At 73.8% G+C, this 18,772-nt stretch carries 20 protein-coding genes; 7 read left to right on the top strand and 13 right to left on the bottom strand.

Translation table 11 applies throughout. The features are described 5' to 3' along the window. The 3 genes from R7226_RS27415 to R7226_RS27405 all read right to left on the bottom strand — a co-directional run. A partial coding sequence (locus R7226_RS27415) for a histidine kinase dimerization/phosphoacceptor domain-containing protein (RefSeq protein WP_318600580.1) occupies positions 1–1,079 on the bottom strand: 1,079 nt, incomplete at its 3' end. Positions 1,080–1,089: 10 nt separating this feature from the next. Then, on the bottom strand, positions 1,090–2,517 hold the full coding sequence (locus R7226_RS27410) for a calcium-binding protein (RefSeq protein ID WP_318600579.1): 1,428 nt from the start codon (positions 2,515–2,517) through the stop codon (positions 1,090–1,092). A 9-nt stretch (positions 2,518–2,526) separates the two neighbouring features. Continuing rightward, positions 2,527–3,216 (bottom strand): hypothetical protein, encoded by a 690-nt coding sequence (locus tag R7226_RS27405; protein ID WP_318600578.1) that lies wholly within the window; start codon positions 3,214–3,216, stop codon positions 2,527–2,529. A gap of 184 nt (positions 3,217–3,400) precedes the next feature. Here R7226_RS27405 and zwf point away from each other — a divergent pair, with 184 nt between their 5' ends. Beyond that, the gene (zwf, locus tag R7226_RS27400) at positions 3,401–4,834 is read left to right on the top strand and encodes a glucose-6-phosphate dehydrogenase (protein ID WP_318600577.1); all 1,434 of its coding nucleotides are present in this window, start codon (positions 3,401–3,403) and stop codon (positions 4,832–4,834) included. A 6-nt stretch (positions 4,835–4,840) separates the two neighbouring features. On the opposite strand, the gene R7226_RS27395 is transcribed toward zwf, so the two are convergent. From R7226_RS27395 to R7226_RS27385, 3 genes are all read right to left on the bottom strand, one after another. Further along, positions 4,841–5,674, bottom strand: a complete 834-nt coding sequence (locus tag R7226_RS27395; protein ID WP_318600576.1) for a slipin family protein — start codon at positions 5,672–5,674, stop codon at positions 4,841–4,843. Next, a complete protein-coding gene (locus R7226_RS27390; RefSeq protein ID WP_318600575.1) occupies positions 5,671–6,141 on the bottom strand; it encodes an NfeD family protein in 471 nt (156 codons plus the stop codon). Before R7226_RS27390 ends, R7226_RS27395 begins: the two co-directional genes overlap by 4 nt. A gap of 89 nt (positions 6,142–6,230) precedes the next feature. After that, complete coding sequence (locus tag R7226_RS27385) at positions 6,231–6,788, bottom strand: TetR/AcrR family transcriptional regulator (RefSeq protein WP_318600574.1); 558 nt, start codon at positions 6,786–6,788, stop codon at positions 6,231–6,233. A gap of 127 nt (positions 6,789–6,915) precedes the next feature. Here R7226_RS27385 and R7226_RS27380 point away from each other — a divergent pair, with 127 nt between their 5' ends. Continuing rightward, entirely contained in the window at positions 6,916–7,794 is an 879-nt protein-coding gene (locus R7226_RS27380) for a DeoR/GlpR family DNA-binding transcription regulator (RefSeq protein ID WP_318600581.1), read from the top strand. Positions 7,795–7,812: 18 nt separating this feature from the next. On the opposite strand, the gene R7226_RS27375 is transcribed toward R7226_RS27380, so the two are convergent. Further along, positions 7,813–8,979, bottom strand: a complete 1,167-nt coding sequence (locus R7226_RS27375; protein ID WP_318600573.1) for a hypothetical protein — start codon at positions 8,977–8,979, stop codon at positions 7,813–7,815. 65 nt (positions 8,980–9,044) lie between these two features. Between R7226_RS27375 and R7226_RS27370 the strand changes: the two genes are divergently transcribed. Next, positions 9,045–10,223 (top strand): CapA family protein, encoded by a 1,179-nt coding sequence (locus R7226_RS27370; protein ID WP_318600572.1) that lies wholly within the window; start codon positions 9,045–9,047, stop codon positions 10,221–10,223. Positions 10,224–10,238: 15 nt separating this feature from the next. Here R7226_RS27370 and R7226_RS27365 read toward each other — a convergent pair whose 3' ends face one another. Further along, the gene (locus R7226_RS27365; protein ID WP_318600571.1) at positions 10,239–11,270 is read right to left on the bottom strand and encodes an aldo/keto reductase; all 1,032 of its coding nucleotides are present in this window, start codon (positions 11,268–11,270) and stop codon (positions 10,239–10,241) included. Between the two features lie 39 nt (positions 11,271–11,309). Between R7226_RS27365 and R7226_RS27360 the strand changes: the two genes are divergently transcribed. Beyond that, a complete protein-coding gene (locus R7226_RS27360) occupies positions 11,310–12,662 on the top strand; it encodes a PAS domain-containing sensor histidine kinase (RefSeq protein WP_318600570.1) in 1,353 nt (450 codons plus the stop codon). Positions 12,663–12,689: 27 nt separating this feature from the next. Beyond that, complete coding sequence (locus tag R7226_RS27355) at positions 12,690–13,133, top strand: hypothetical protein (RefSeq protein WP_318600569.1); 444 nt, start codon at positions 12,690–12,692, stop codon at positions 13,131–13,133. Here R7226_RS27355 and R7226_RS27350 read toward each other — a convergent pair. Continuing rightward, positions 13,088–13,744, bottom strand: coding sequence for a response regulator transcription factor (locus R7226_RS27350; RefSeq protein ID WP_318600568.1), 657 nt, complete (start codon positions 13,742–13,744; stop codon positions 13,088–13,090). The genes R7226_RS27355 and R7226_RS27350 overlap by 46 nt on opposite strands. A gap of 163 nt (positions 13,745–13,907) precedes the next feature. Between R7226_RS27350 and R7226_RS27345 the strand changes: the two genes are divergently transcribed. Continuing rightward, on the top strand, positions 13,908–15,017 hold the full coding sequence (locus R7226_RS27345) for a 3-oxoacyl-[acyl-carrier-protein] synthase III C-terminal domain-containing protein (protein WP_318600567.1): 1,110 nt from the start codon (positions 13,908–13,910) through the stop codon (positions 15,015–15,017). Positions 15,018–15,028: 11 nt separating this feature from the next. Beyond that, positions 15,029–15,682 (top strand): sulfotransferase family protein, encoded by a 654-nt coding sequence (locus R7226_RS27340; RefSeq protein ID WP_318600566.1) that lies wholly within the window; start codon positions 15,029–15,031, stop codon positions 15,680–15,682. Here the strand turns inward: R7226_RS27340 and R7226_RS27335 are convergent. From R7226_RS27335 to R7226_RS27320, 4 genes are read right to left on the bottom strand one after another with little or no spacing between them, the layout of a single operon-like run. Further along, the gene (locus tag R7226_RS27335) at positions 15,679–16,305 is read right to left on the bottom strand and encodes a M23 family metallopeptidase (RefSeq protein WP_318600565.1); all 627 of its coding nucleotides are present in this window, start codon (positions 16,303–16,305) and stop codon (positions 15,679–15,681) included. The two genes, R7226_RS27340 and R7226_RS27335, sit on opposite strands and share 4 nt — an antisense overlap. A 4-nt stretch (positions 16,306–16,309) precedes the next feature. Continuing rightward, positions 16,310–16,621, bottom strand: a complete 312-nt coding sequence (locus tag R7226_RS27330) for an MTH1187 family thiamine-binding protein (protein ID WP_318600564.1) — start codon at positions 16,619–16,621, stop codon at positions 16,310–16,312. 1 nt (position 16,622) lies between these two features. Beyond that, on the bottom strand, positions 16,623–17,003 hold the full coding sequence (locus R7226_RS27325) for an ArsR/SmtB family transcription factor (protein WP_318600563.1): 381 nt from the start codon (positions 17,001–17,003) through the stop codon (positions 16,623–16,625). Then, positions 17,000–18,685 carry a heavy metal translocating P-type ATPase gene (locus R7226_RS27320; protein WP_318600562.1) on the bottom strand — a complete coding sequence of 562 codons (1,686 nt, stop codon included), beginning with the start codon at positions 18,683–18,685 and terminating at the stop codon, positions 17,000–17,002. The genes R7226_RS27325 and R7226_RS27320 overlap by 4 nt, the downstream gene beginning before the upstream one ends. Positions 18,686–18,772 lie beyond the last annotated feature (87 nt).

Below are 18,772 nucleotides of genomic sequence, written 5' to 3'. Positions count from 1 at the left end.
GTCGTGCGCCGCAGCCGCCCGCGCCCCAGCCGCCCGCCCGCGAGCCGCGCCCGCTCGGCGAGCGCCTCGACGTGCGCGGCCGTCGTCTCGCGCCCGACGCGCGCGCTCGCGCGCACGACGCCGTCGCCGCGCTCGACCACGAGCCGGTGGCAGCCGGGCAGCTCCGCGAGCGCCACCAGCACGCGCATCGCCACCGCCGGCAGCGGCGTGTCGGCGAACGGCGCCCCGGCGTGGGCGCGGCGGACGTCGATCGCGCCGGCGCGGCGATCGGTCAGCTCGCGCAGCGAGCCGGGCACGTCGGCGGCGTCGGGACGCGTCGCCGCCTCGTTGCTGCGCAGCAGCACGAGCATCCGCCGCATCTCCGCCATCGCCTGCTGGCTGACGGTGCGGGCGCGCCGCAGCGCCGAGCGCGAGCTGCCGGAGGCGCGCGCCAGCGACGAGCGCGCCAGCTCGACCTCGTCGAGCACCGCCCGCACGCAGCCGGTCACGACCGCGTGCAGCTCGCGCGCGATCCGCGTTCGCTCGGCGCTCAGCGCCAGCTCCAGCGCGCCCGACTCACCGCCGGCCGCCGTCTCGGCCCGCCGCCGCGCCGCCGCGAGCGCCTCGCTGCGGTCGCGCAGCAGCACGCCGCCGGCGGCCGCCGGGGCGAAGATCGCCAGCTCGCGCAGCGCGACGTCGGCGCTGCGGTCGCCGAGCGCGCCCGTCGCGTCGAGCAGCGTCCGCAGCGCCATCAGCACGAGCAGGCCGCCGAGCGCGCTCGGCAGCGCGCGGCGGGGATCGCGCGCGTAGGCGCCGAGGCCGAACAGCGCGAGCGGCACGTAGAGCGGCGCGGTCGCGCCGTCGAGCGGCGAGAGGTCGAAGACGATCGCGGCGCTGTGGACGCCCAGCGCCCAGCCGAAGAACGCGAGCGGATGGCCGCGGCGCCACAGCGTCGCGACCGCCGCCGCGCTCCAGAGCGCGAGCGCGGCGGTCGTGTCACCGCTCTTGACCCCGCGCAGCAGGACTTCGCTGACGCCGAGCAGCAGCAGCGCGCACGCGATCAGCACGTCGACGCGTCGCGGGCTGCTGCGCTCGGTCACGGCATCGGCCTCAGCGGCGTCCGCGTGAGACGTAGACGGTGATCGTCTTCTTGTACGCCAGCTTCTTGCCGGCCTTCTGCGACAGCTTCACGACCCGCCCCTTCTTGACCTTCACGGAGCGCACCTTCTTCGACGCCGCCTTGCATCCCTTCTTCGTCAGCGCCTTCTTCGCGGCGGCGAAGGTCGAGCCGGCCTTGACCTTCGGCACGACGCATCTGCGCGTCGGCGATCTGTTCGGCGGGGTTCTCGGGTCTCTTCTCGGCGGCTGCACGACGACCGGCTTGTCGACGTTCTCGCAATCGGGCGCGACGGTGTCGATCGCGTCGGCGATCACAGTGTCGGTGCCGACGCCGCAGACGACGCTGTCGGGCTCGCCGTCGCGGATGTAGACGGTGTCGTTGCCGACGCCCTGGCGGCAGACGAGGAAGTTGCACGAGTTCGGACCGGCCTCGGCGTTGATCGTGTCCTGGCCGGGGCCGCCGGTGATCTTGTCGTCGCCGTAGCCGCCCTCGATCGTGTCGTTGCCGCCGGCGCCGTCGATCTCGTCGGCGTAGTCGTACGCGACCAGCGTGTCGCCAGCCGGTCCGCCGATCATCTTGGAGGAGCCGGGTCCGTGGCCGATCGTTCTGAAGTAGATCGCCTCCGCACCGGTGACGAGCGCGACCGGCTGGTTCATGTCGAAGCGCTCGACCCCGACGACGTTGTCGCCCTCGTTCGGGATGCCGTCATTGGCGACGCCGTCGAGCGAGACCGCGAGCAGGCCCGCCGAACCGGTCCGTTGCGTCGACCAGTCCTTGTTGATCGTGTCGTAGCCGGGGCCGCCGTCGATCACGTCGGCGGCGATCCCGAGACCGTCGCCGCGCAGCTCGTCGTCGCCCTCGCCGCCGCGCACGGTGTCGTTGGCGCCGCCGCCGTCGAGGTTGTCGTTGCCGGGACCGCCGTCGACGACGTCGTTGCCGCCACCGCCGACGATCTCGTCGTTGCCGCCGGCGCCGAGCAGCGTGACGCCAGGACCGACGTTGTCAGCGGTCAGTCTGTCGTTGCCGGGACCGCCGTCGATCGTGACGGTGATGTTGGTCGGCAGGTCCCAACTCGAGATGCCCCACTCGATCTGGCTGGCCGGGTTGTCACCCAGCTCGGCGCGCACGTTGGCGACCTCGCAGCGGGCGGTCGTGGCGTCGTCCGCCTCGAAGGGAGCGCGGTAGCAGCCGTCCGGCAGTGTCGCCGCGAAGGCGTGCGTGTCGCTGAACATCAGGTAGCCGGCTCTGAGGTCGTCACCGCTGACGATGAAGTTGTTGTTCTCGGGTCCGGCACGGAAGACCCAGGTGTCGCCCTCCTTGGCGAGGCTGCCGGCCTGCGCGGCGCTCGCTCCAGCGAGCAGCGCCACGAGGCCGACGAGCAGGGTGAAGAGGACGTGTTTGGCAGAAGTTCGTCGCATCGTTTGAAGCTAAGCCGCGGCGGGCGCGACGGCCTCTGCCGGAAGTGGCCCGGAGGTCTGACGAACGTCCGGGGCGTCGAGCTTGAGGATCCGCACGCCCGAGAAGATCCCGCCGACCATCGCCATCCCGCCGCCGATCGCGAAGGAGGCGAGCGTGAGCGGCATCACGAAGGTGATCGCGGTCCCGACCAGCACCAGCAGCGGCACCCACAGCGGCACGACCGACGCCCGCCACAGCGCGAAGAAGAGCAGCGTCGTGCCGAGGATCGCACCGACCACGGCGGGGATCTGCAGCAGCGGCAGCAGCGGGTACTCCGACGCCTTGTCGGAGATCTCGGCGGCCTGCGCCGGCGGCAGCGACTGCGCCAGCGCGAGGTCGTAGAAGTCGGTCACGAGCAGGCCCGGCAGCGTGATGGTGCCGACGATCGCGAGCGTGCCGCCGATCCCCAGCAGCCAGCCGCCGCGCGGGCGCAGCAGCGCGACGATGCCGAAGGCGGCCGGCGCCCACACCGTCCAGCCGAAGTGCAGGAAGCAGGCGGCGATCTGCGACTGCAGCTCGTGGTCGCGCAGCGAGTCGTGGTAGGCGAGCGTCGTCGACTCGCCTTCCCAGGGGGTGACGAGGTAGCCGATCTGCACCAACAGCGAGGCGACGACCAGGCAGATGCCGGTCAGGCGCGGCGAGGGAAACGGGCGGGACACGGGAACCTCCGGAAGCTGGTCAGGATGACGGAGGGCGACGCTACGACCGCGCGGCCGAGGCCCGCCTCGCCCGGAAGTCACTCGCCAACCGGACCCGGGGCCCGCTCGCGAAAGCCGATCGGCAGAGCCTTTCACCACATGGACAAACCAGTTGGCCGGCCGACCGGTCACACTTCGACGCGGCATGAATCCGAAGCCTCATGTGATCGTCCTCTTCGGCGCGACCGGAGACCTCGCCAGACGCAAGCTGCTGCCCGGTCTGCTGCGCCTCTTCCAGGCCGGCCTGATGCCGGTCGACTTCCGCATCGTCGGCACCTCGCTCGACGATCTCGACGAGGACGGGTTCCGGCGCATCGCGCGGGCCGCGATCGACGAGTTCTCGCGCACGCACGTCTATGAGCAGTCGTGGGAGGCCTTCGCCAGACGGCTGCGCTACGTCTCCGGCAGCGGCGGCCCGAGCGCGCTGCACGCCGCCGTCCACGCCGCGCGCGGGGAGCTGGACGACAGCGCGGCGCTGCTGCACTACCTGAGCGTCCCGCCGAAGGCGGCGAAGGCGGTCGTGCAGGAGCTCGGCGAGGCCGGCCTCAACCGCGACGCGCGGGTCGTGATGGAGAAGCCGTTCGGCACCGATCTCGCGAGCGCGCGCGAGCTGAACGCGGCGGTGCACGAGGTCTTCAGAGAGCACCAGGTCTTCCGCATCGACCACTTCCTCGGCAAGGAGGCGGCGCAGAACATCCTCGCGCTGCGCTTCGCCAACGGCCTGTTCGAGCCGATCTGGAACCGCCAGCACATCGACCACGTGCTGATCGAGGTGCCGGAGACGCTCTCGATCGGCATGCGCGGCTCGTTCTACGAGGCGACCGGCGCCTACCGCGACATGGTCGTCACCCACCTCTTCCAGGTGATGGCGTTCATGGCGATGGAGCCGCCCACCGCGCTGGAGCCGCGCGCGATCACCGAGGAGAAGAACAAGGTCTTCCGCTCGATGAAGCCGCTCGTGCCGGCCGACGTCGTGCGCGGCCAGTACGCGGGCTACCGCGACGAGCCCGGCGTCGCCGCCGACTCGGAGACCGAGACCTTCGTCGCGCTGCGCGCCGAGATCGACAACTGGCGCTGGGCCGGCGTGCCGTTCTACCTGCGCACCGGCAAGCGGATGGCCGAGAGCGGGCGCATCATCTCGATCGCCTACCACGAGCCGCCGCAGGGGATGTTCCCGCGCGGCTCCGGCGTCGGCTCCTACGGGCCGGACCACCTCACCTTCGACCTCGACGAGGCCTCGCGCGTCTCGCTCTCCTTCTACGGCAAGCGGCCGGGGCCGGGGATGCGGCTGGAGAAGGCGAGCATGCAGTTCTCGCTCGACGAGACGACCTACGGCCACGACGTGCTGGAGGCGTACGAGCGCCTGATCCACGACGCGATGATGGGCGACCACACGCTCTTCACGACCGCCGACGGCATCGAGCGGCTGTGGGAGGTCTCGGCGCCGCTGCTGGAGAGCCCGCCGCCGCTGGAGATCTACCCGCAGGGCTCGTGGGGGCCGGAGTCGCAGCACAAGCTGATCGCGCCGCACCGCTGGCGGCTGCCGTTCGAGCGCAAGTGGCGCGGGCCGGTCGGTTGAGACGGCTCAGCCGTCGCCGTCGCCGTTGACGCCCAGCCGCAGCTGGGCCGGCGTTACGGGCGGCGCCGTCGTCGCGGACGGCGCGGGCGGCGGCGCGAGGCGCCCCTGAAGCATCTCCAGCGGCAGCGGGAAGACGATCGTCGAGCCGGCGCTGCCGCTCATCTCCGTCAGCGCCTGCAGCGTGCGCAGCTGCAGCGTGACGGGGTTGGGCTCGATCACCGCGGCCGCCTCGGCCAGCTTCGCGGCGGCCTGGAACTCGCCCTCGGCGTTGATCACCTTCGCGCGGCGGTTGCGCTCCGCCTCCGCCTGCCGCGCGAGCGCATGCTGCATCCGCTCCGGGATCTCGACGTCCTTGATCTCGACGATCGTCACCTTCACGCCCCACGGCTCGGTCTGCTCGTCGATGATCTGCTGGAGGTTCTCGTTGAGCCGCTCGCGCTCGGACAGCAGCGTGTCCAGCTCGGCCTTGCCGAGCACCGATCGCAGCGTCGTCTGCGCCACCTGCGAGGTCGCGGCGAAGACGTCCTCGACCTCGACGACCGAGCGGATCGGGTCGATCACGCGGAAGTAGGTGACCGCGGTGACGCGAACCGGCACGTTGTCGCGCGTGATCACCTCCTGCGCCGGGATCTTCATCGTCACCGTCCGCAACGTCGTGCGCACGAGCCGGTCGACGGCGGGGATCAGCAGCACGAGGCCCGGGCCCTGCTGGTCGATCACCCGCCCGAGCCGGAAGACGACGCCGCGCTCGTACTCGCGCAGCACCCGCACCGACGCGGCGGCCAGCGCCAACGCGCCGAGCACCAGCACCAGCAGGGCGACCAGCACCGCGGCGATCATGGCTGCTCCCACTCCTCGGCTCTGCGCACCGTCAACGTCAACCCGCGCACGTGCTCGACGACGATCGCGTCACCGGTCTCCAGCGCCGCCAGCTCGCACTCCAGCTCACTCGCGCGCGCCTGCCACAACGCGCCGTCGACGAGCACCTGCCCGCGCCCGGTGTCACCCCACGCCCGGACTGTCCCAGGCCGGCCGCTGAGCGCCTCGCGGCCGGAGACGGCGCGCCGCCCGCGCGTGCGCAGCGCGGTGCGCGCGATCACCCCCACCCACGCGGCGGCGACGAGCGCCGCGGCCATGACGCCGGCCAAGACGAGCGCCAGCCCGCCGCCGGCACCGCCGATCGCGAGCGCGGCACCGGTGACGAGCAGTACCGCCCCGGCGAGGCCGAGCAGTCCTGAGGGCAGATGCGCTTCCGCGACCAGCAGCGCCGCGCCGCAGACCGTGCAGATCACACCCAGGAGCACCATTGCTCGACCTCCTCCACCGAGACTACGCCTCGCCGGCAGCACCGCAAGGGCGGCGCGCACACCCGGCGCGTAGCCCGCGTGGCGGGGAATCAGGCGGCCGGCGCGCCGAAGCCGCCGAGCAGCGCGCGCAGTGCGAACCGCTGCGCCTCGGCGCGGTCGAGACGGCCCTCGGCGCGGGCTCTGAGCGCTCCGCCCAGCGCCGCTTCGAGCGCGACCAGCAGCCACATCGGCGGCACGTCCGGCGCCAGCTCGCCGTCCCCCTGGGCGCGCGTGAGAAGCGCCAGCAGCGGCCGTTCGAAGCGGCGCTGGGCCTGCTCGCGCGCCTGCTCGCCGGGCGGGCTGGCGAAGACGATCTGGTAGCGCTCGCCGACCTCGATCAGGTCGGCGACGAGCGCCTCGACGCGCGCGCCGGCCGGTTCGGCGTCGTTGCGCGCGATCGCAGCGGCGACCGCGTCGAACGCCTCCCCGCGCAGGCCGTCGATCAGCGCCTCGCGCGTGGCGAAGTGGCGGTAGAGCGTCGCGCGGCCGAGCCCGGCGGCGGCGGCGATCTCGCCCATGCCGGCGGTCGGGGCGTCGCTCAGCACGCGCGCGGCCGCCTCGATGATCGCCCGCTCGTTGCGCGCGAAGTCAGAACGCTGCGAGTTCATGGCGTGCTTCGCATTGCGAGTTCCCCGCCGGCTCCCTGCGGGTCCTGCACGCTACGGGAACTCGCGGACGCTGTGCTGCGTGCGAGCACGCTGTGATGCGCCGCAAACCTCCGCACCGCTTGATAGCGTGACGCGGTCGGATCCGTTCGATCGTGTTCGCCATCTCGGAGGAAGGTGCACCATCGCCGCTGAAAGCTCATCCGGTCGGCCGCTGCTCGCCGAAGCGCGCCGCTTCGCGATCGCCGAGCTGCTGCGCGCCGCCGGCGCCGTGAGCGTCACCGAGGTCGAGACCCGCTTCGGCGTCTCCCCGATGACCGCGCGCCGCGACCTGATGGCGCTGGAGAAGCAGGGGGTCGCGCGGCGCACGCACGGCGGCGCCGTGCTGCCGTCGATGTCGGCGAAGGAGGACTCGTTCGCCAAGCGCGTCAACCTCGCCGCCGAGGCGAAGGGCAGGCTGGCCGACGTCGCGGTCGCGATGGTGCAGCCGGAGGAGACGATCGTGCTCGACTCCTCCTCGACCGCGTACTTCCTCGCGCAGAGGATCGTCGACCGCGGCCTCGCCGTCACGATCATCACGAACAGCCTGCCGATCATGGACCTGATCGCCGGCGTCGAGAGCCCGCCGATCCACCTCGTGGCCGTCGGCGGCACGCTGCGCCGGCTGACCGGCTCGTTCGTCGGGCCCTACGCGGTCGAGACCGTCCGCGGCCACTTCGCCGACCGCATGTTCATGTCGGTCAAGGGCCTCACCCCCGGCGGCGTGATGACCGACGCCGACGAGCTGGAAGCGGAGCTGAAGCGGTCGATGATCGCCCAGTCGCAGGAGACGGTCCTGCTCGTCGACGGCTCGAAGCTGAGCGTCCGCGGACAGAACGCGATCGCGCACGTGCGCGAGCTGACGACGGTCCTGACCGAGGGTCTCGCCGGCCAGGAGCTGGAGACGCTCAGGTCGACCGGCGTCGAGGTCACCTCGATCGACGTGCCCGACGGCGCGCCGTCGAGCTGAGCGTCCCAGCGTCCCCGCTCAGTCGCCCGCGACCAGCTCGGCGATCTGAAGCTCCAGCGCGTCGAGCCGTCTCGACGTCGCCTGCTGCTGTGCGCGCAGCCGTCTGATCGTCCGGCCCTTGGCGATGTTCGCGTGCTCGAGCCGGCGCAGCGTCACGGCGACGTCGCGGCTGGGGGTGCCGTCCGCGCCGGCTGCGCCATCGGCACCCGCGGCGCCGTCGGCGCCGGCCGGGCCGGTCGCGCCGGCTCTGCCCGGCGTGGCGGCGAGCGCGTCGAGGCGCAGCGCCAGCTCCTGGGAGGCGACGAGCGCGACCGCCGCCATGTCGGCCGGCGCGATCGCGCCGTCGCCGGCGCCGAGCCCGAACGCGGTGCGGAAGTCGCTGCCGCTCGGGCCGAGGTGGCGGGCGCCGCTGGCGTCGCCCGCGGTCGTCCAGCTCGAAAGGTCGAGTCTGCGCAGCGCGTCGAGGACCTCCCCGCCGTCGACCGGCTGGACATCGCCGCGCAGCGCCGCGTCGGCGCTCTGCTGCAGCACGCCGCGAGCGGTCGCCGTGCCGGCCGGCGTGACGGCGAGCGCCGCGGGCGCCCCGTCGGCGGCGTCGCGCACGACGAAGAGACCGCCGTCAGCGGGGCCGGCGACCCCGCTCTGCCCGCCTCTGCTGGTGTCACGGAAGCGCAGCAGGGGCGCGCCCGGGTTGACGAGGTCGGCGAGCACCCGCGTGGAGACCGAGCCGGCGTTGGTGTTCGCGACCCGCAGCTGGGCGTTGTCGGCGTGCTCCACGTCGAGCGTCGCTGCGGGCGTGGCGGTGCCGATCCCGACGTTGTCACCTCGGATCACGAGCCCGTTCGCGCGCGCGCCGGGAAAGGCGCGGAAGATCAGCCGGTTGCCGCCCGGCACGTCGCGCACGAAGAAGTTCGCCTCGTTGCCGGCGACGTCCCACGTGTAGGGATCGAAGCCCCCGTTCGACTGCTGCAGCCGCACCACCGGCGTGTCGTTGTTGTGGATCTGGAAGGTCAGCGGCGGCGGGTCGGTCGGCGAGCAGGCGATGCCGACGCACTGGCTGCCGATGACCGCCTGGTTGTCGTTGACCACTTCGATGGCGGCAGCCGGCGCGGCAGCCGCCGCCAGCACCGCGCCGGTCAGCGCCGCGATCGAGATCGAGCGACGGGGCGAGGGGACGAGCGACATGCGGGAGGCTCCTTCGAACGAGGCGACTCCCTCCTCATCGGCAGTGACCTGCGAGGCTTGAGCGCATGGCCGTCACCCCTCCTCCGCCCGCTCCGGTCCCCGATCCCACGCCGCCGCCCGCGCTCGTCCTGAGCGCGCCCGCGCTGCTCGCGACCGGCGTCGCGATCGAGCTGAGCGGCAGAGGCGCGCCGGCGCGCGGCCGCGTGCAGCTCCAGGTCAAGCTCGACGGGCGCTGGCGCGATCTCGTCGCCGCTCGCGCCGATGATCGCGGACGGTTCGAGCGCGCGGTCACGCCGAGAACGGCGCGGCCGGGCTACCGCCTGCGCGCGACCGTGAGAGACGGGCGCCGGTCGCCCGAGGTCGTCGTCAGAACGCGACCCGTGACGCTCGCCGCCGCCGGCGACGTCAACCTCGGTGACGCGACCGCCGGCGCGATGGCGGCGTACGGCACCAGATACCCGTGGACGAGCGTGGCACCGTCGCTGCGCGCCGCCGACCTCGCCTTCGTCAACCTCGAGTGCGCGATCTCGACGCGCGGCGCGCCGGTCGAGAAGCAGTACCGCTTCCGCGGCAGCCCGGCGGCGCTGAAGACGATGCGCGACTACGCCGGCGTCGACGTCGTCAACCTCGCCAACAACCACGTCGGCGACTACGGCACGACCGCGCTGCTCGACACGATCGACTGGTCGCGCAGGTTCGGCCTCGTGCCGGTCGGCGCCGGCGGCTCGCTGGAAGCCGCGATGGAGCCGCGCGTCGTCGAGCGGCTGGGGCTGAAGATCGCCTTCGTCGGCTTCTCGAACATCCTCCCGCCGGAGTTCTGGGCGACGCCGAGCCACCCCGGCAACACCTTCGCCTCGCCCGCCAACGTGCGCGCGAGCGTCAGCGCGGCGAGCAGGGTCGCCGACGTCGTGATCGCCACCTTCCACTGGGGGATCGAGCTGGACCCGGTCGAGAACGCGCAGGAGTCGGCGCTCGCCGCGACCGCCCTCGGCGCCGGCGCGACCGCGGTCATCGGCGGCCACCCGCACGTGCTGCAGCCGATCCGTACGCTCGACGGCGGGCGCCGCGTCGCGGCCTACAGCCTCGGCAACTTCGTCTTCAGCTCGTTTCGCGCCGAGACCGTCCGCACCGGCATCCTCCACCTCGACCTCTCCAAGCGCGGCGTCGAGCGAACCCGCTTCCAGCGCGCCCGCATCGAAGGCGTCCGCCCGGTGCTGACGGGCAGCTGGGCGAACGTCCGCTAGCGCAGCGCGCGCGGACTACGCCCCGCGCCGCCGCGCCGCCGGCGCAAGCGCCGGGTTGGTCCAGCCGTCGTCGGCGGGGTTGACGGTCGTGCCCGGCGGGACGATCTCGTCGATGCGGTCGAGCACGTCGTCGGAGAGGACGATCGCGTCGGCCCCGAGTTGCGACTGCAGCTGCTCCATCGTGCGCGGGCCGATGATCAGGCTCGTCACGGCCGGGTGGCGCAGCGCCCACGCGAGCGCCAGCTGGATCAGCGTCAGCCCCGCCTCCTCGGCCAGCCGCGCGAGCGCGTCGGCGGCCTCCAGCTTGCGTCTGTTGGCCGGCAGCTCGAGGTTGTAGCGATCGGGCACGCGCGCCGAGCGCGGCGAGCTGGGAGCCTCCTGCCCGAGCCGCCAGCGGCCGCTCAGCCAGCCGCCCGCGAGCGGGCTCCACGGCAGCACCGCGAGCCCGTAGTCGAGCGCCGCCGGCAGCAGGTCGCCCTCGATTCTGCGCACGAGGATCGAGTACGGCGGCTGCTCGCTGACGAAGCGCGTGCGATGGTCGCGGCGGGCGCTCCACTGCGCCTCGACGACGCGCTGGAGCGGCCAGGTCGAGCTGCCCGCGTAGCGGATCTTGCCCGCGCGCACGAGGTCGTCGAGCGCGCCGAGCGTCTCCTCGACGTCGGTGCCGGGGTCGTAGCGGTGCACCTGGTAGAGGTCGATCCAGTCGGTCTGCAGCCGTCTCAGCGACTCCTCGACCGCTCTGAAGATCCAGCGGCGGCTGTTGCCGCGGCGGTTGGGATCGTCACCCATCGAGCCGTGGAACTTCGTCGCGAGCACGACGTCGTCGCGGCGGCCGCCGGCGAGCGCCTTGGCGACGATCTGCTCGCTCTCGCCCGCGGCGTAGACGTCGGCGGTGTCGATCACGTTGATGCCGGCGTCCAGCGCGGCGTGGATGATGCGAACCGCGTCGTCGTGGTCGGGGTTGCCCCATCTCCCGAACATCATCGTGCCGAGCGTGAGCGAGCTGACGCTGAGGCCCGTTCTTCCGAAGCTGCGCTGGTCGGTCATGCGCTCCACGATAGGAGGCCGCCGTAGACTGCCCGCGACGTGACCGCCGACCAGCTCGCCGCGCTGCTGCAGCTCGCGCCCGATCCGACGCTCGTGCTCGACCGCCACGGGCGCGTCGCCGCGCTCGATCCGCGCGTCGCCGAGCTGGCTCGGGAGCCGGCCGGCGACCTGCTCGGCCGGCCGTTCGACGCGCTGATCCCCCAGGGCGTGCTCGACCCCGACGCGAGACTGACGCTGCGGCGCGGCGACGGCAGCGAGTTCCCGGTCGAGATCTCCGTGCGCGTGCTCGACGCGCTCGACGGCGTCGCCTCGCCGGCGCTCGTGCTGGCGCTGCGCGACGTGACGCTGCGGCGCGCGAGAGCGGCGAAGCTGCGCGACGCCGGCGAGCGCTTCCGGCGGCTGTTCGAGGACGGGCCGGTCGCGATGGCGCTGATCGAGGAGGACGGGCGCGTCGCGGAGGCGAACGACGCCTACGCGCGGCTGGCCGGGGCGGCCGCCGCGGAGCTGCGCGAGCGCGCCTTCGGCCAGCTCGTCCACCCCGACGACGCCGAGGCCGGAGAGCGGCTGCTGGGACGGATGCTGGCCGGCGAGCTGCCCGGCTTCGCGGTCGACGCGCGCTGGATCCGGCGCGGCGGCGAGACGTTGTGGGTGCACGTCACCGTCTCGCTGATCCGCGACGAGGACGGCGCGCCGTCGCAGGGGCTCGCGGTCGTCCAGAAGGCGAGCGAGCGGGCCGCCCGCGCGCGTCTGCAGGCGGCCGAGGCCGAGCGGGCGCGCTGGGCGCGCGAGCTGCACGACGAGACGTTGCAGGGGCTCGCCGCGCTGCACGTGCTGCTGAGCTCTGGGGAGCGCGCGCCGACGATCGAGCTGACGCGTCAGCGGATCGCGCTCGCGCAGGAGCAGATCGAGGGCGCGATGGACAACCTCCGCGGCCTCATCAACGACCTGCGCCCGGCGGCGCTCGACGAGCTGGGGCTGGAGGCGTCGGTGCGCGACCTGGCCGCGCGGATGCAGGTCTCCTACGGGATCGACGTCGAGACGACCGTCGCCCTGCGCGGCGCCGACGGCGGAGCGCCGCGCCGCCTCGCCGCCGACGTCGAGACGACCGCCTACCGGATCGTGCAGGAGTGCCTCTCCAACGCCGCCCGCCACGCCGGCGCGACGCAGATCGCGGTCGAGATCGTCGAGGCGCCGGCGCTGCTGCGCGTGCGCGTGCGCGACGACGGCTGCGGCTTCGACGCCTCCGGCGACGCCGGCGGCTACGGCCTGCGCGCGATCCGCGAGCGCGTCGACCTGCTCGCCGGCGAGCTGACGCTCAGAACCGCCGCGGACGAGGGCACCGAGATCGTCGCGGCGCTGCCGCTGGGCGCGCCCGTCGAATCGACACGATAGACCTGATTATCGTCTAGCGTTCGAGCGATGACGACCGTCGTCGATCCCGCCGGCGCCGAGTGGCAGGTCGAGCGCCTGTGGACGCTGTGGCGCGTGCGCCGGCACGGCCGTCACCCTCAGGATCTCGAGGAGCTCGCCTTCTGGTTCGTCGGCTGGCCGCTGTGGCCGCTCGAGTGGTTGATCGCGTACGTCTGCGCCGCGGTCGCGCGCTTTCTCGATCACCCGTGGCGCGTCGTCGCGACGTGCGAGACGCCGCCATGTGAGCAGCTCACGTGGCTGGTCCGCGGCGGGCACGCGAGCCTGGCGCACGTCGTCGAGGTCGCGGAGCGGATCCACGCCGGCGACGCCACGCTCTGGGCGAGCGCCGACCGCCAGAGACTGCTCGGCCCAGGCCACCCGCACCTCACGGTCGACGTCGCCGCACCTCACCCCAGATCCGACGCCTCGACCAGCCCGCGCTCCAGCGCGTAGTCGACGAGGTCGGAGCGGCGGGCGCGGCCGAGCTTGCGCTGGATCCGCGCGCGGTGTGACTCGACCGTGCGGACGGACAGGAACAGCCGCTCGGCGATCTCGCGGTTGGTGAGGCCGCGCGCGATCAGCCGCAGCACCTCCAGCTCGCGGGCGCTCAGCTCCGGCGCCGCGCCGGCCGCCGCGGCCGTCGTCGCCGCCAGCCGCGCGCCCAGCTCCGGCTCCAGGTAGGTGCCGCCGCCGGCGACCGTCAGGATCGCCTCCAGCAGGTGGCGGCCGGCCGCCTCCTTCGGCACGTAGCCGGTCGCGCCGAGGCGCAGCGCCTCGCCCGCGTACGACGGGTCGCGCTGCGCGGTCAGCACGACGACGCGCGTGCCGGGGGAGTCGGCGCGCAGCTGCGCGATCGCCGGCAGGCTCGGCTCACCCGGCATGTGCAGGTCGAGCACGAGCACGTCGGGCGCCAGCCGCCGGACCGCGTCGACCGCTGCCGTCACGTCGCCGGCCTCGGCGACGACCTCGAGGTCGGGCGCGGACTCCAGCAGCAGGCGCAGGCCGCTGCGGACGACGACGTGGTCGTCGGCGAGAACTACCCTGAGCGGCGGCGTCGGAGGCATGGACCGCCGCCGATGATCGCAGAGCCTCCCCGTTGCCGCCGGGGTTCCGTAGTCGCTACGGAACGCGATTGCGTACCGCGTTGCGTAGCCCGACCCCACCGCAGGAGTGCGGGCTCGTGCGTCTTGTGAGAGCCGCGCGCGAGGACCAGAGTTGGGGTCCGAAATGGCTCCCTCCTCCTCCCCCACGCTCACCCCCCCGCGCCCCGCGGACACGGCCGCCGCGGCGCTTCCGGCGCTCGCCGGCCTCGCCACCGCGGCGCCCGCCCAGACGCTCGACCAGCAGCAGGTGCTCGAGCTGCTGGGGCTCGCCGGCGACGACTTCGCGGAGGCGATCTTCGCCCGCTGCGGCGTCCGCCGCCGCCACCTCGACCTGACGCCGGAGCTGCTGCGACAGACGCTTCAGCAGCGCTCGCCGCTGAGCGAGCAGCGCTCGCTGGAGCTGGCCGAGGAAGCGGTCGCGCAGCTCGACTTCGACCCCGCGTCGATCGGCGTCGTCGTCACCGCCAGCATCGGCACGCACGGCGTCCCGACGCTCGCCCACCGCCTCGTCGACCGCCTCGGGCTGCCTGCCGACGTCGACAAGTACCACGTCGTCGGCGTCGGCTGCGCGAGCGCCGTGCCGCTGCTGCGGCTCGCCGGACAGGCGCTGCGCGACCGCCCCGACCAGCAGGCGCTCGTCGTCGCGGCCGAGTGGATGTCGGGGATCCTGACCCCCGTCCGGCCCGGCGACGAGAAGGTCAAGACGGTCGGCTCCTCGCTGTTCGGCGACGGTGCCGCGGCGGCGCTGCTGACGTTCGGAGAGGCCGGCGCCGGCGACGCGCCGGGCGCGCCCGGCCCGCTGCCGACGCTGCTCGCCAGCGCCGTCCACCAGCTGCCCGGCTCGCTCGCCGACGTGAAGTCGGTGATGACGGCCGACGACAGCCAGATCCAGATGTCGAAGGCGCTGCCGCTCTACGCGCGCACCGAGCTGGCCGGGCTGATCGACGGCTTCCTCGCGCGCCAGGGGCTGACGCGGGCGGAGATCGACCACTGGCCGGTGCACCCGGGCGGGCGCGGGATCCTCGAAGGGATCCAGGAGGGCGTCGGGCTCAGCGACGACGACGTCGCCGCGAGCGCCGCGGTGCTCGCCGAGCACGGCAACGTCGGCACGCCGTCGGCCTTCTTCGTGCTGCGCGAGCTGGTCGCGCGCAAGGCGCCGCGCCCCGGCGAGCGCGGGCTGATGGTGACGATCGGGCCCGGGGTGACGGTCGGCCTCGCGCTCTGGCAATGGTGAGAGGAGCAACGATGAAGGTGATCGGAGCCGGCTTCGGCCGGACCGGGACGATGTCCCAGAAGGCGGCGCTGGAGCAGCTCGGCTGCGGCCCGTGCCTGCACATGATCGACGTGCTGCGCGAGCCGTCGCTGGCGGCGCCGTGGCGCGCGGCGGCGGCCGGCGAGCAGGTCGACTGGGTCGCCGCGCTCGACGGCTGGGGCTCGACGATCGACTGGCCGGCCTGCGCCTTCTGGGAGCAGCACATGGAGGCCTTCCCCGAAGCGCTCGTGCTGCTGAGCACGCGCGATCCGGAGGCGTGGTACCGCTCCTGCCTGACGACGATCTGGGAGGCGAAGGAGCTGGCGTTGCGCGGCGAGCTGGCCGGCAACACCGAGAGATCGCCGACCGGCGGCGTGCTGGAGATGATCAACGGGATCATCTGGGACGGCACCTTCAAGGGCAGATTCCTCGACAAGGCATGGGCGTTCGAGGTCTATGAGCGCCACGTCGCCGACGTGATCGAGAAGGTCCCGAGCAACCGCCTCGTCGTCTTCGAGGTCAGCCAGGGCTGGCAGCCGCTCTGCGACGCGCTCGGCGTCGCGGTCCCCGACGAGCCGTTCCCGCACCTCAACGACACGGCCGCGTTCCGCGAGATGCTGGGGATGCCGGCGGCCGCTCCCGCCTAGCTCGCGGCGTCCCAGGCGGCGAGCAGCTTCGCGGTGTCGATCGGCTCGCCGCCGGCGTACCAGCCGGGCGCGGTCCACAGCTCGAAGTGGAGGTGGCAGCCGTCGGCGTTGCCGGAGTCGCCGACCCTGCCGATCGACTGACCGCTCTCGACGCGCTGGCCGTCCTTCACCGGCGGCGGCTCGGCGAGGTGCATGTAGACGTAGTCGCGTCTGTCCTTGCCGGCGATCACGACGTAGTTGCCGCCGGCGCCCTCGGTCCCCGCTCTCTTGACGACGCCGCCGAGCGCGGCGACGAGCGGGGTGCCGCAGTCGGCGAACATGTCCTGCCCCTGATGGCCGCGGCCGCCGCCGAAGTCGTTCGTCTCGTAGCGGCCGCGGTCGTGTCTGCCGCGGATCGGGAAGACGTGCTCGTCAGTGCGCTCGCGCCGCTCCCAACTGGCGCGCAGCTCCGCGCGGCGGGCTGCTTCGGCGCGAAAGGAGCGGGGGCTCGCGACGGCGGCGGTGAACGCCACCGGCGCGGCCGCTCTCGCCTCCGGCGCACGCCGCTCCTCGCCTCTCAGCACGACGACGAGAACTGCTGCGGCGACGCCCGCTAACGCCGCGACGGCGACCAGACGATGCACGTCGTCAGTCGGCCGCGAGCCGCTGCTCGACGGAGCGGACCTTGTCTGCGAGCGTCTGCGCCGGCTTGTCGCGTCGCTCGTCGAGCTTGAGGACCGTGTAGACGCGCGGAATGCCCTGCTCGAACGGGAGCGCGTGCAGCTCCCCGACGACGGCGAGGATGTCGGCGGTCGCGCCCTCCAGCGATGTCCCCATCGCGTGCATCTCGTATCTGACGCGATCCTGCTCGGCGAGCTTGCGCTGCACCGCGGCGATGTACTCGCTCGCGCTCGCGCCGGCGCGTCCGAGCGCGAGGATCGTCAGGTCTGCGGTCGCCATCTCAGCTCTCCCGGTCGTCGTGGGAGACGTGCGCGAGCGCGACGTCCATCAGCATCCGCACGTGCCCGTCGTCGAGCGAGTAGTAGACCATCCGGCCGTCGCGGCGGTTGCGGACGGTCCGCTCGGCGCGCAGCACGCGCAGGTGCTGGGAGGTCTGCGCCTCGGTCATCCCGACCGTCGCCGCGAGGTCGCAGACGCACAGCTCGCCGGCCTCCAGCAGCGCGGTCACGATCCGCACGCGCGCCGGTTCGGCGAGCACGTGGAAGACGCGCGCGAGCCGCTGCGCCTGCTCGGCGCCGGGCATCCGCTCGCGCACCGCCGCGACCCGCTCGGGGTCGACGAGGCGCACGGCGCAGGTGTCGAGCGGGATCGGCTCGCTCATCGCTGCAAGGGTACGCGAGCGAGCACCGGGATCCCGCGCAGTCGTCCGCCGGGCTTGGCGACCAGCAGCCGCAGTCCGTAGAGGACGACGACGAGCGAGGCGCCGACGTCGGTGAGGACCGCGCCCCACAGCGGCAGCAGACCGGCGGCGAGCAGCGCGGCGGCGATCAGCTTGGTCGCGAGCGAGAAGACGACGTTGGCGCGGACGGTCGCGCGCGTCCAGCGAGCGAGGCCGATCAGGCCGGCGACCTTGCGCGGGTCGTCGCCCATCAGCGCCACGTCGGCGACCTCGATCGCGGTGTCGCTGCCGGCGCTGCCCATCGCGACCCCGAGCGCCGCGCCGGCCAGCGCGGGCGCGTCGTTGACGCCGTCGCCGACCATCGCGACGCCCTCGCCGAGGTCCTGGAGCGCTTGGGCCTTGTCGGCGGGGAGCTGCTCGGCGCGGACGGCGGCGATCCCCGTGGCGGCGGCGATCGCCTGCGCCGCCTGCGCGTTGTCGCCGGTCAGCAAGACGGTGCGATCGATGCCCAGGCGGCGCAGCTGCGCGACCGCCTCGGCCGCCTCGGCGCGCGGCGGGTCGGCGAGCCCGAGGACGCCGAGCGGGAGTCCGTCGCGCGTCACGAGGACGGCCGTCTGCCCGGCGGCGACAGCGCGGTCGAGGGCGGCGCGCGCGGCTGCCCAGCGCACGAGCGTGCCGGCGGCGTCGGCGGGCGCGGCGCCGGCGGGCGGAGTTTCGAACATCGCCGGCTTGCCGATCGCGACGGCGTGGCCGGCGACGGTGCCGGTCGCGCCGAAGCCCGGCCGGGCGGCGAAGTCGGCGACGGGCGCGAGCTGGAGCCCACGCTCGCGCGCGGCGCCGACGATCGCGGCCGCCAGCGGATGCTCGGAGCCCTGTTCGAGCGCCGCCGCCGTCGCGAGCAGCTCGTCGGCGTCGGCGTCGGCCGGAGGAGCGTCACTTTGCACCCCGTGGAGGGGTGCAAAGTGACGGTCCTCGCCGCCGAGCGGGACGACGCTGACGACGCGCGGGCGGCCGGCGGTCAGCGTGCCGGTCTTGTCGAAGGCGACGGTGCGGATCGCGGCGGCGCGCTCCAGCTGCTCGCCGCCCTTGACGAGCACGCCGGCGGCCGAGGCGCGGCCGAGCGCGGAGACGATCGTGACCGGCGTCGAGAGCACCAGTGCACAGGGGCAGGCGAGGATCAGCAGGGCGAGCGCCGAGTAGAAGCTGCCGTCGAAGCTCGCGTCCCACGCCAGCGGCGGGACCGCGGCGACGAGCACGGCGAGCGCGATCACGGCCGGCGTATAGACACGGGCGAAGGCGTCGACCCAGCGCTCGGCCGGCGCGCGGCGCGCCTGCGCCTCGGCGACGAGGCGGCCGATCCGCGCGAGCGTCGTGTCGCCCGGCGCCCGCTCGACGCGGATCGCGAGCAGGCCGTGGGCGTTGAGCGTGCCGGCGAAAACGCGGTCGCCGGGGGCGACGTCGACGGGCACCGACTCGCCCGTGATCGCCGCCTGGTCGACCGCCGAGCGCCCCTCGGCGACGAGCCCGTCGGCCGGCAGCCGCTCGCCCGGCCGCACGACGACGAGGTCGCCGACGCGCAGCTCCGACGCGGCCACCTCGCGCTCCTCCGCGGCGTCACCGCAGCAGGTGTCGGCGGCGGGAGCGTGCGCCGCGCCGCCGGCCATCGGCAGCGCGGCGGGGGTGTGGGCCGCGCACGCTGACGGTGAAGATCGCGAAGGCGCAGCGGGCGCGGCTGCTGAAGGCGCGCAAGC

Source organism: Conexibacter stalactiti, from assembly GCF_033542075.1.
Lineage (GTDB): Bacteria > Actinomycetota > Thermoleophilia > Solirubrobacterales > Solirubrobacteraceae > Conexibacter > Conexibacter stalactiti.
This window is presented reverse-complemented; position numbering and strand designations above follow the sequence as displayed.

What these genes read in the sequence shown, in the direction of transcription:
- R7226_RS27355 (WP_318600569.1), top strand. Translation starts at nt 12,690, where the DNA reads ATGACGACCGTCGTCGATCCCGCCGGCGCCGAGTGGCAGGTCGAGCGC.
- R7226_RS27340 (WP_318600566.1), top strand. Translation starts at nt 15,029, where the DNA reads ATGAAGGTGATCGGAGCCGGCTTCGGCCGGACCGGGACGATGTCCCAG.
- R7226_RS27325 (WP_318600563.1), bottom strand. Translation starts at nt 17,003, where the DNA reads ATGAGCGAGCCGATCCCGCTCGACACCTGCGCCGTGCGCCTCGTCGAC.
- R7226_RS27330 (WP_318600564.1), bottom strand. Translation starts at nt 16,621, where the DNA reads ATGGCGACCGCAGACCTGACGATCCTCGCGCTCGGACGCGCCGGCGCG.
- R7226_RS27345 (WP_318600567.1), top strand. Translation starts at nt 13,908, where the DNA reads ATGGCTCCCTCCTCCTCCCCCACGCTCACCCCCCCGCGCCCCGCGGAC.
- R7226_RS27320 (WP_318600562.1), bottom strand. Translation starts at nt 18,685, where the DNA reads ATGGCCGGCGGCGCGGCGCACGCTCCCGCCGCCGACACCTGCTGCGGT.
- zwf (WP_318600577.1), top strand. Translation starts at nt 3,401, where the DNA reads ATGAATCCGAAGCCTCATGTGATCGTCCTCTTCGGCGCGACCGGAGAC.
- R7226_RS27375 (WP_318600573.1), bottom strand. Translation starts at nt 8,979, where the DNA reads ATGTCGCTCGTCCCCTCGCCCCGTCGCTCGATCTCGATCGCGGCGCTG.
- R7226_RS27410 (WP_318600579.1), bottom strand. Translation starts at nt 2,517, where the DNA reads ATGCGACGAACTTCTGCCAAACACGTCCTCTTCACCCTGCTCGTCGGC.
- R7226_RS27365 (WP_318600571.1), bottom strand. Translation starts at nt 11,270, where the DNA reads ATGACCGACCAGCGCAGCTTCGGAAGAACGGGCCTCAGCGTCAGCTCG.
- R7226_RS27395 (WP_318600576.1), bottom strand. Translation starts at nt 5,674, where the DNA reads ATGATCGCCGCGGTGCTGGTCGCCCTGCTGGTGCTGGTGCTCGGCGCG.
- R7226_RS27390 (WP_318600575.1), bottom strand. Translation starts at nt 6,141, where the DNA reads ATGGTGCTCCTGGGTGTGATCTGCACGGTCTGCGGCGCGGCGCTGCTG.
- R7226_RS27350 (WP_318600568.1), bottom strand. Translation starts at nt 13,744, where the DNA reads ATGCCTCCGACGCCGCCGCTCAGGGTAGTTCTCGCCGACGACCACGTC.
- R7226_RS27385 (WP_318600574.1), bottom strand. Translation starts at nt 6,788, where the DNA reads ATGAACTCGCAGCGTTCTGACTTCGCGCGCAACGAGCGGGCGATCATC.
- R7226_RS27370 (WP_318600572.1), top strand. Translation starts at nt 9,045, where the DNA reads ATGGCCGTCACCCCTCCTCCGCCCGCTCCGGTCCCCGATCCCACGCCG.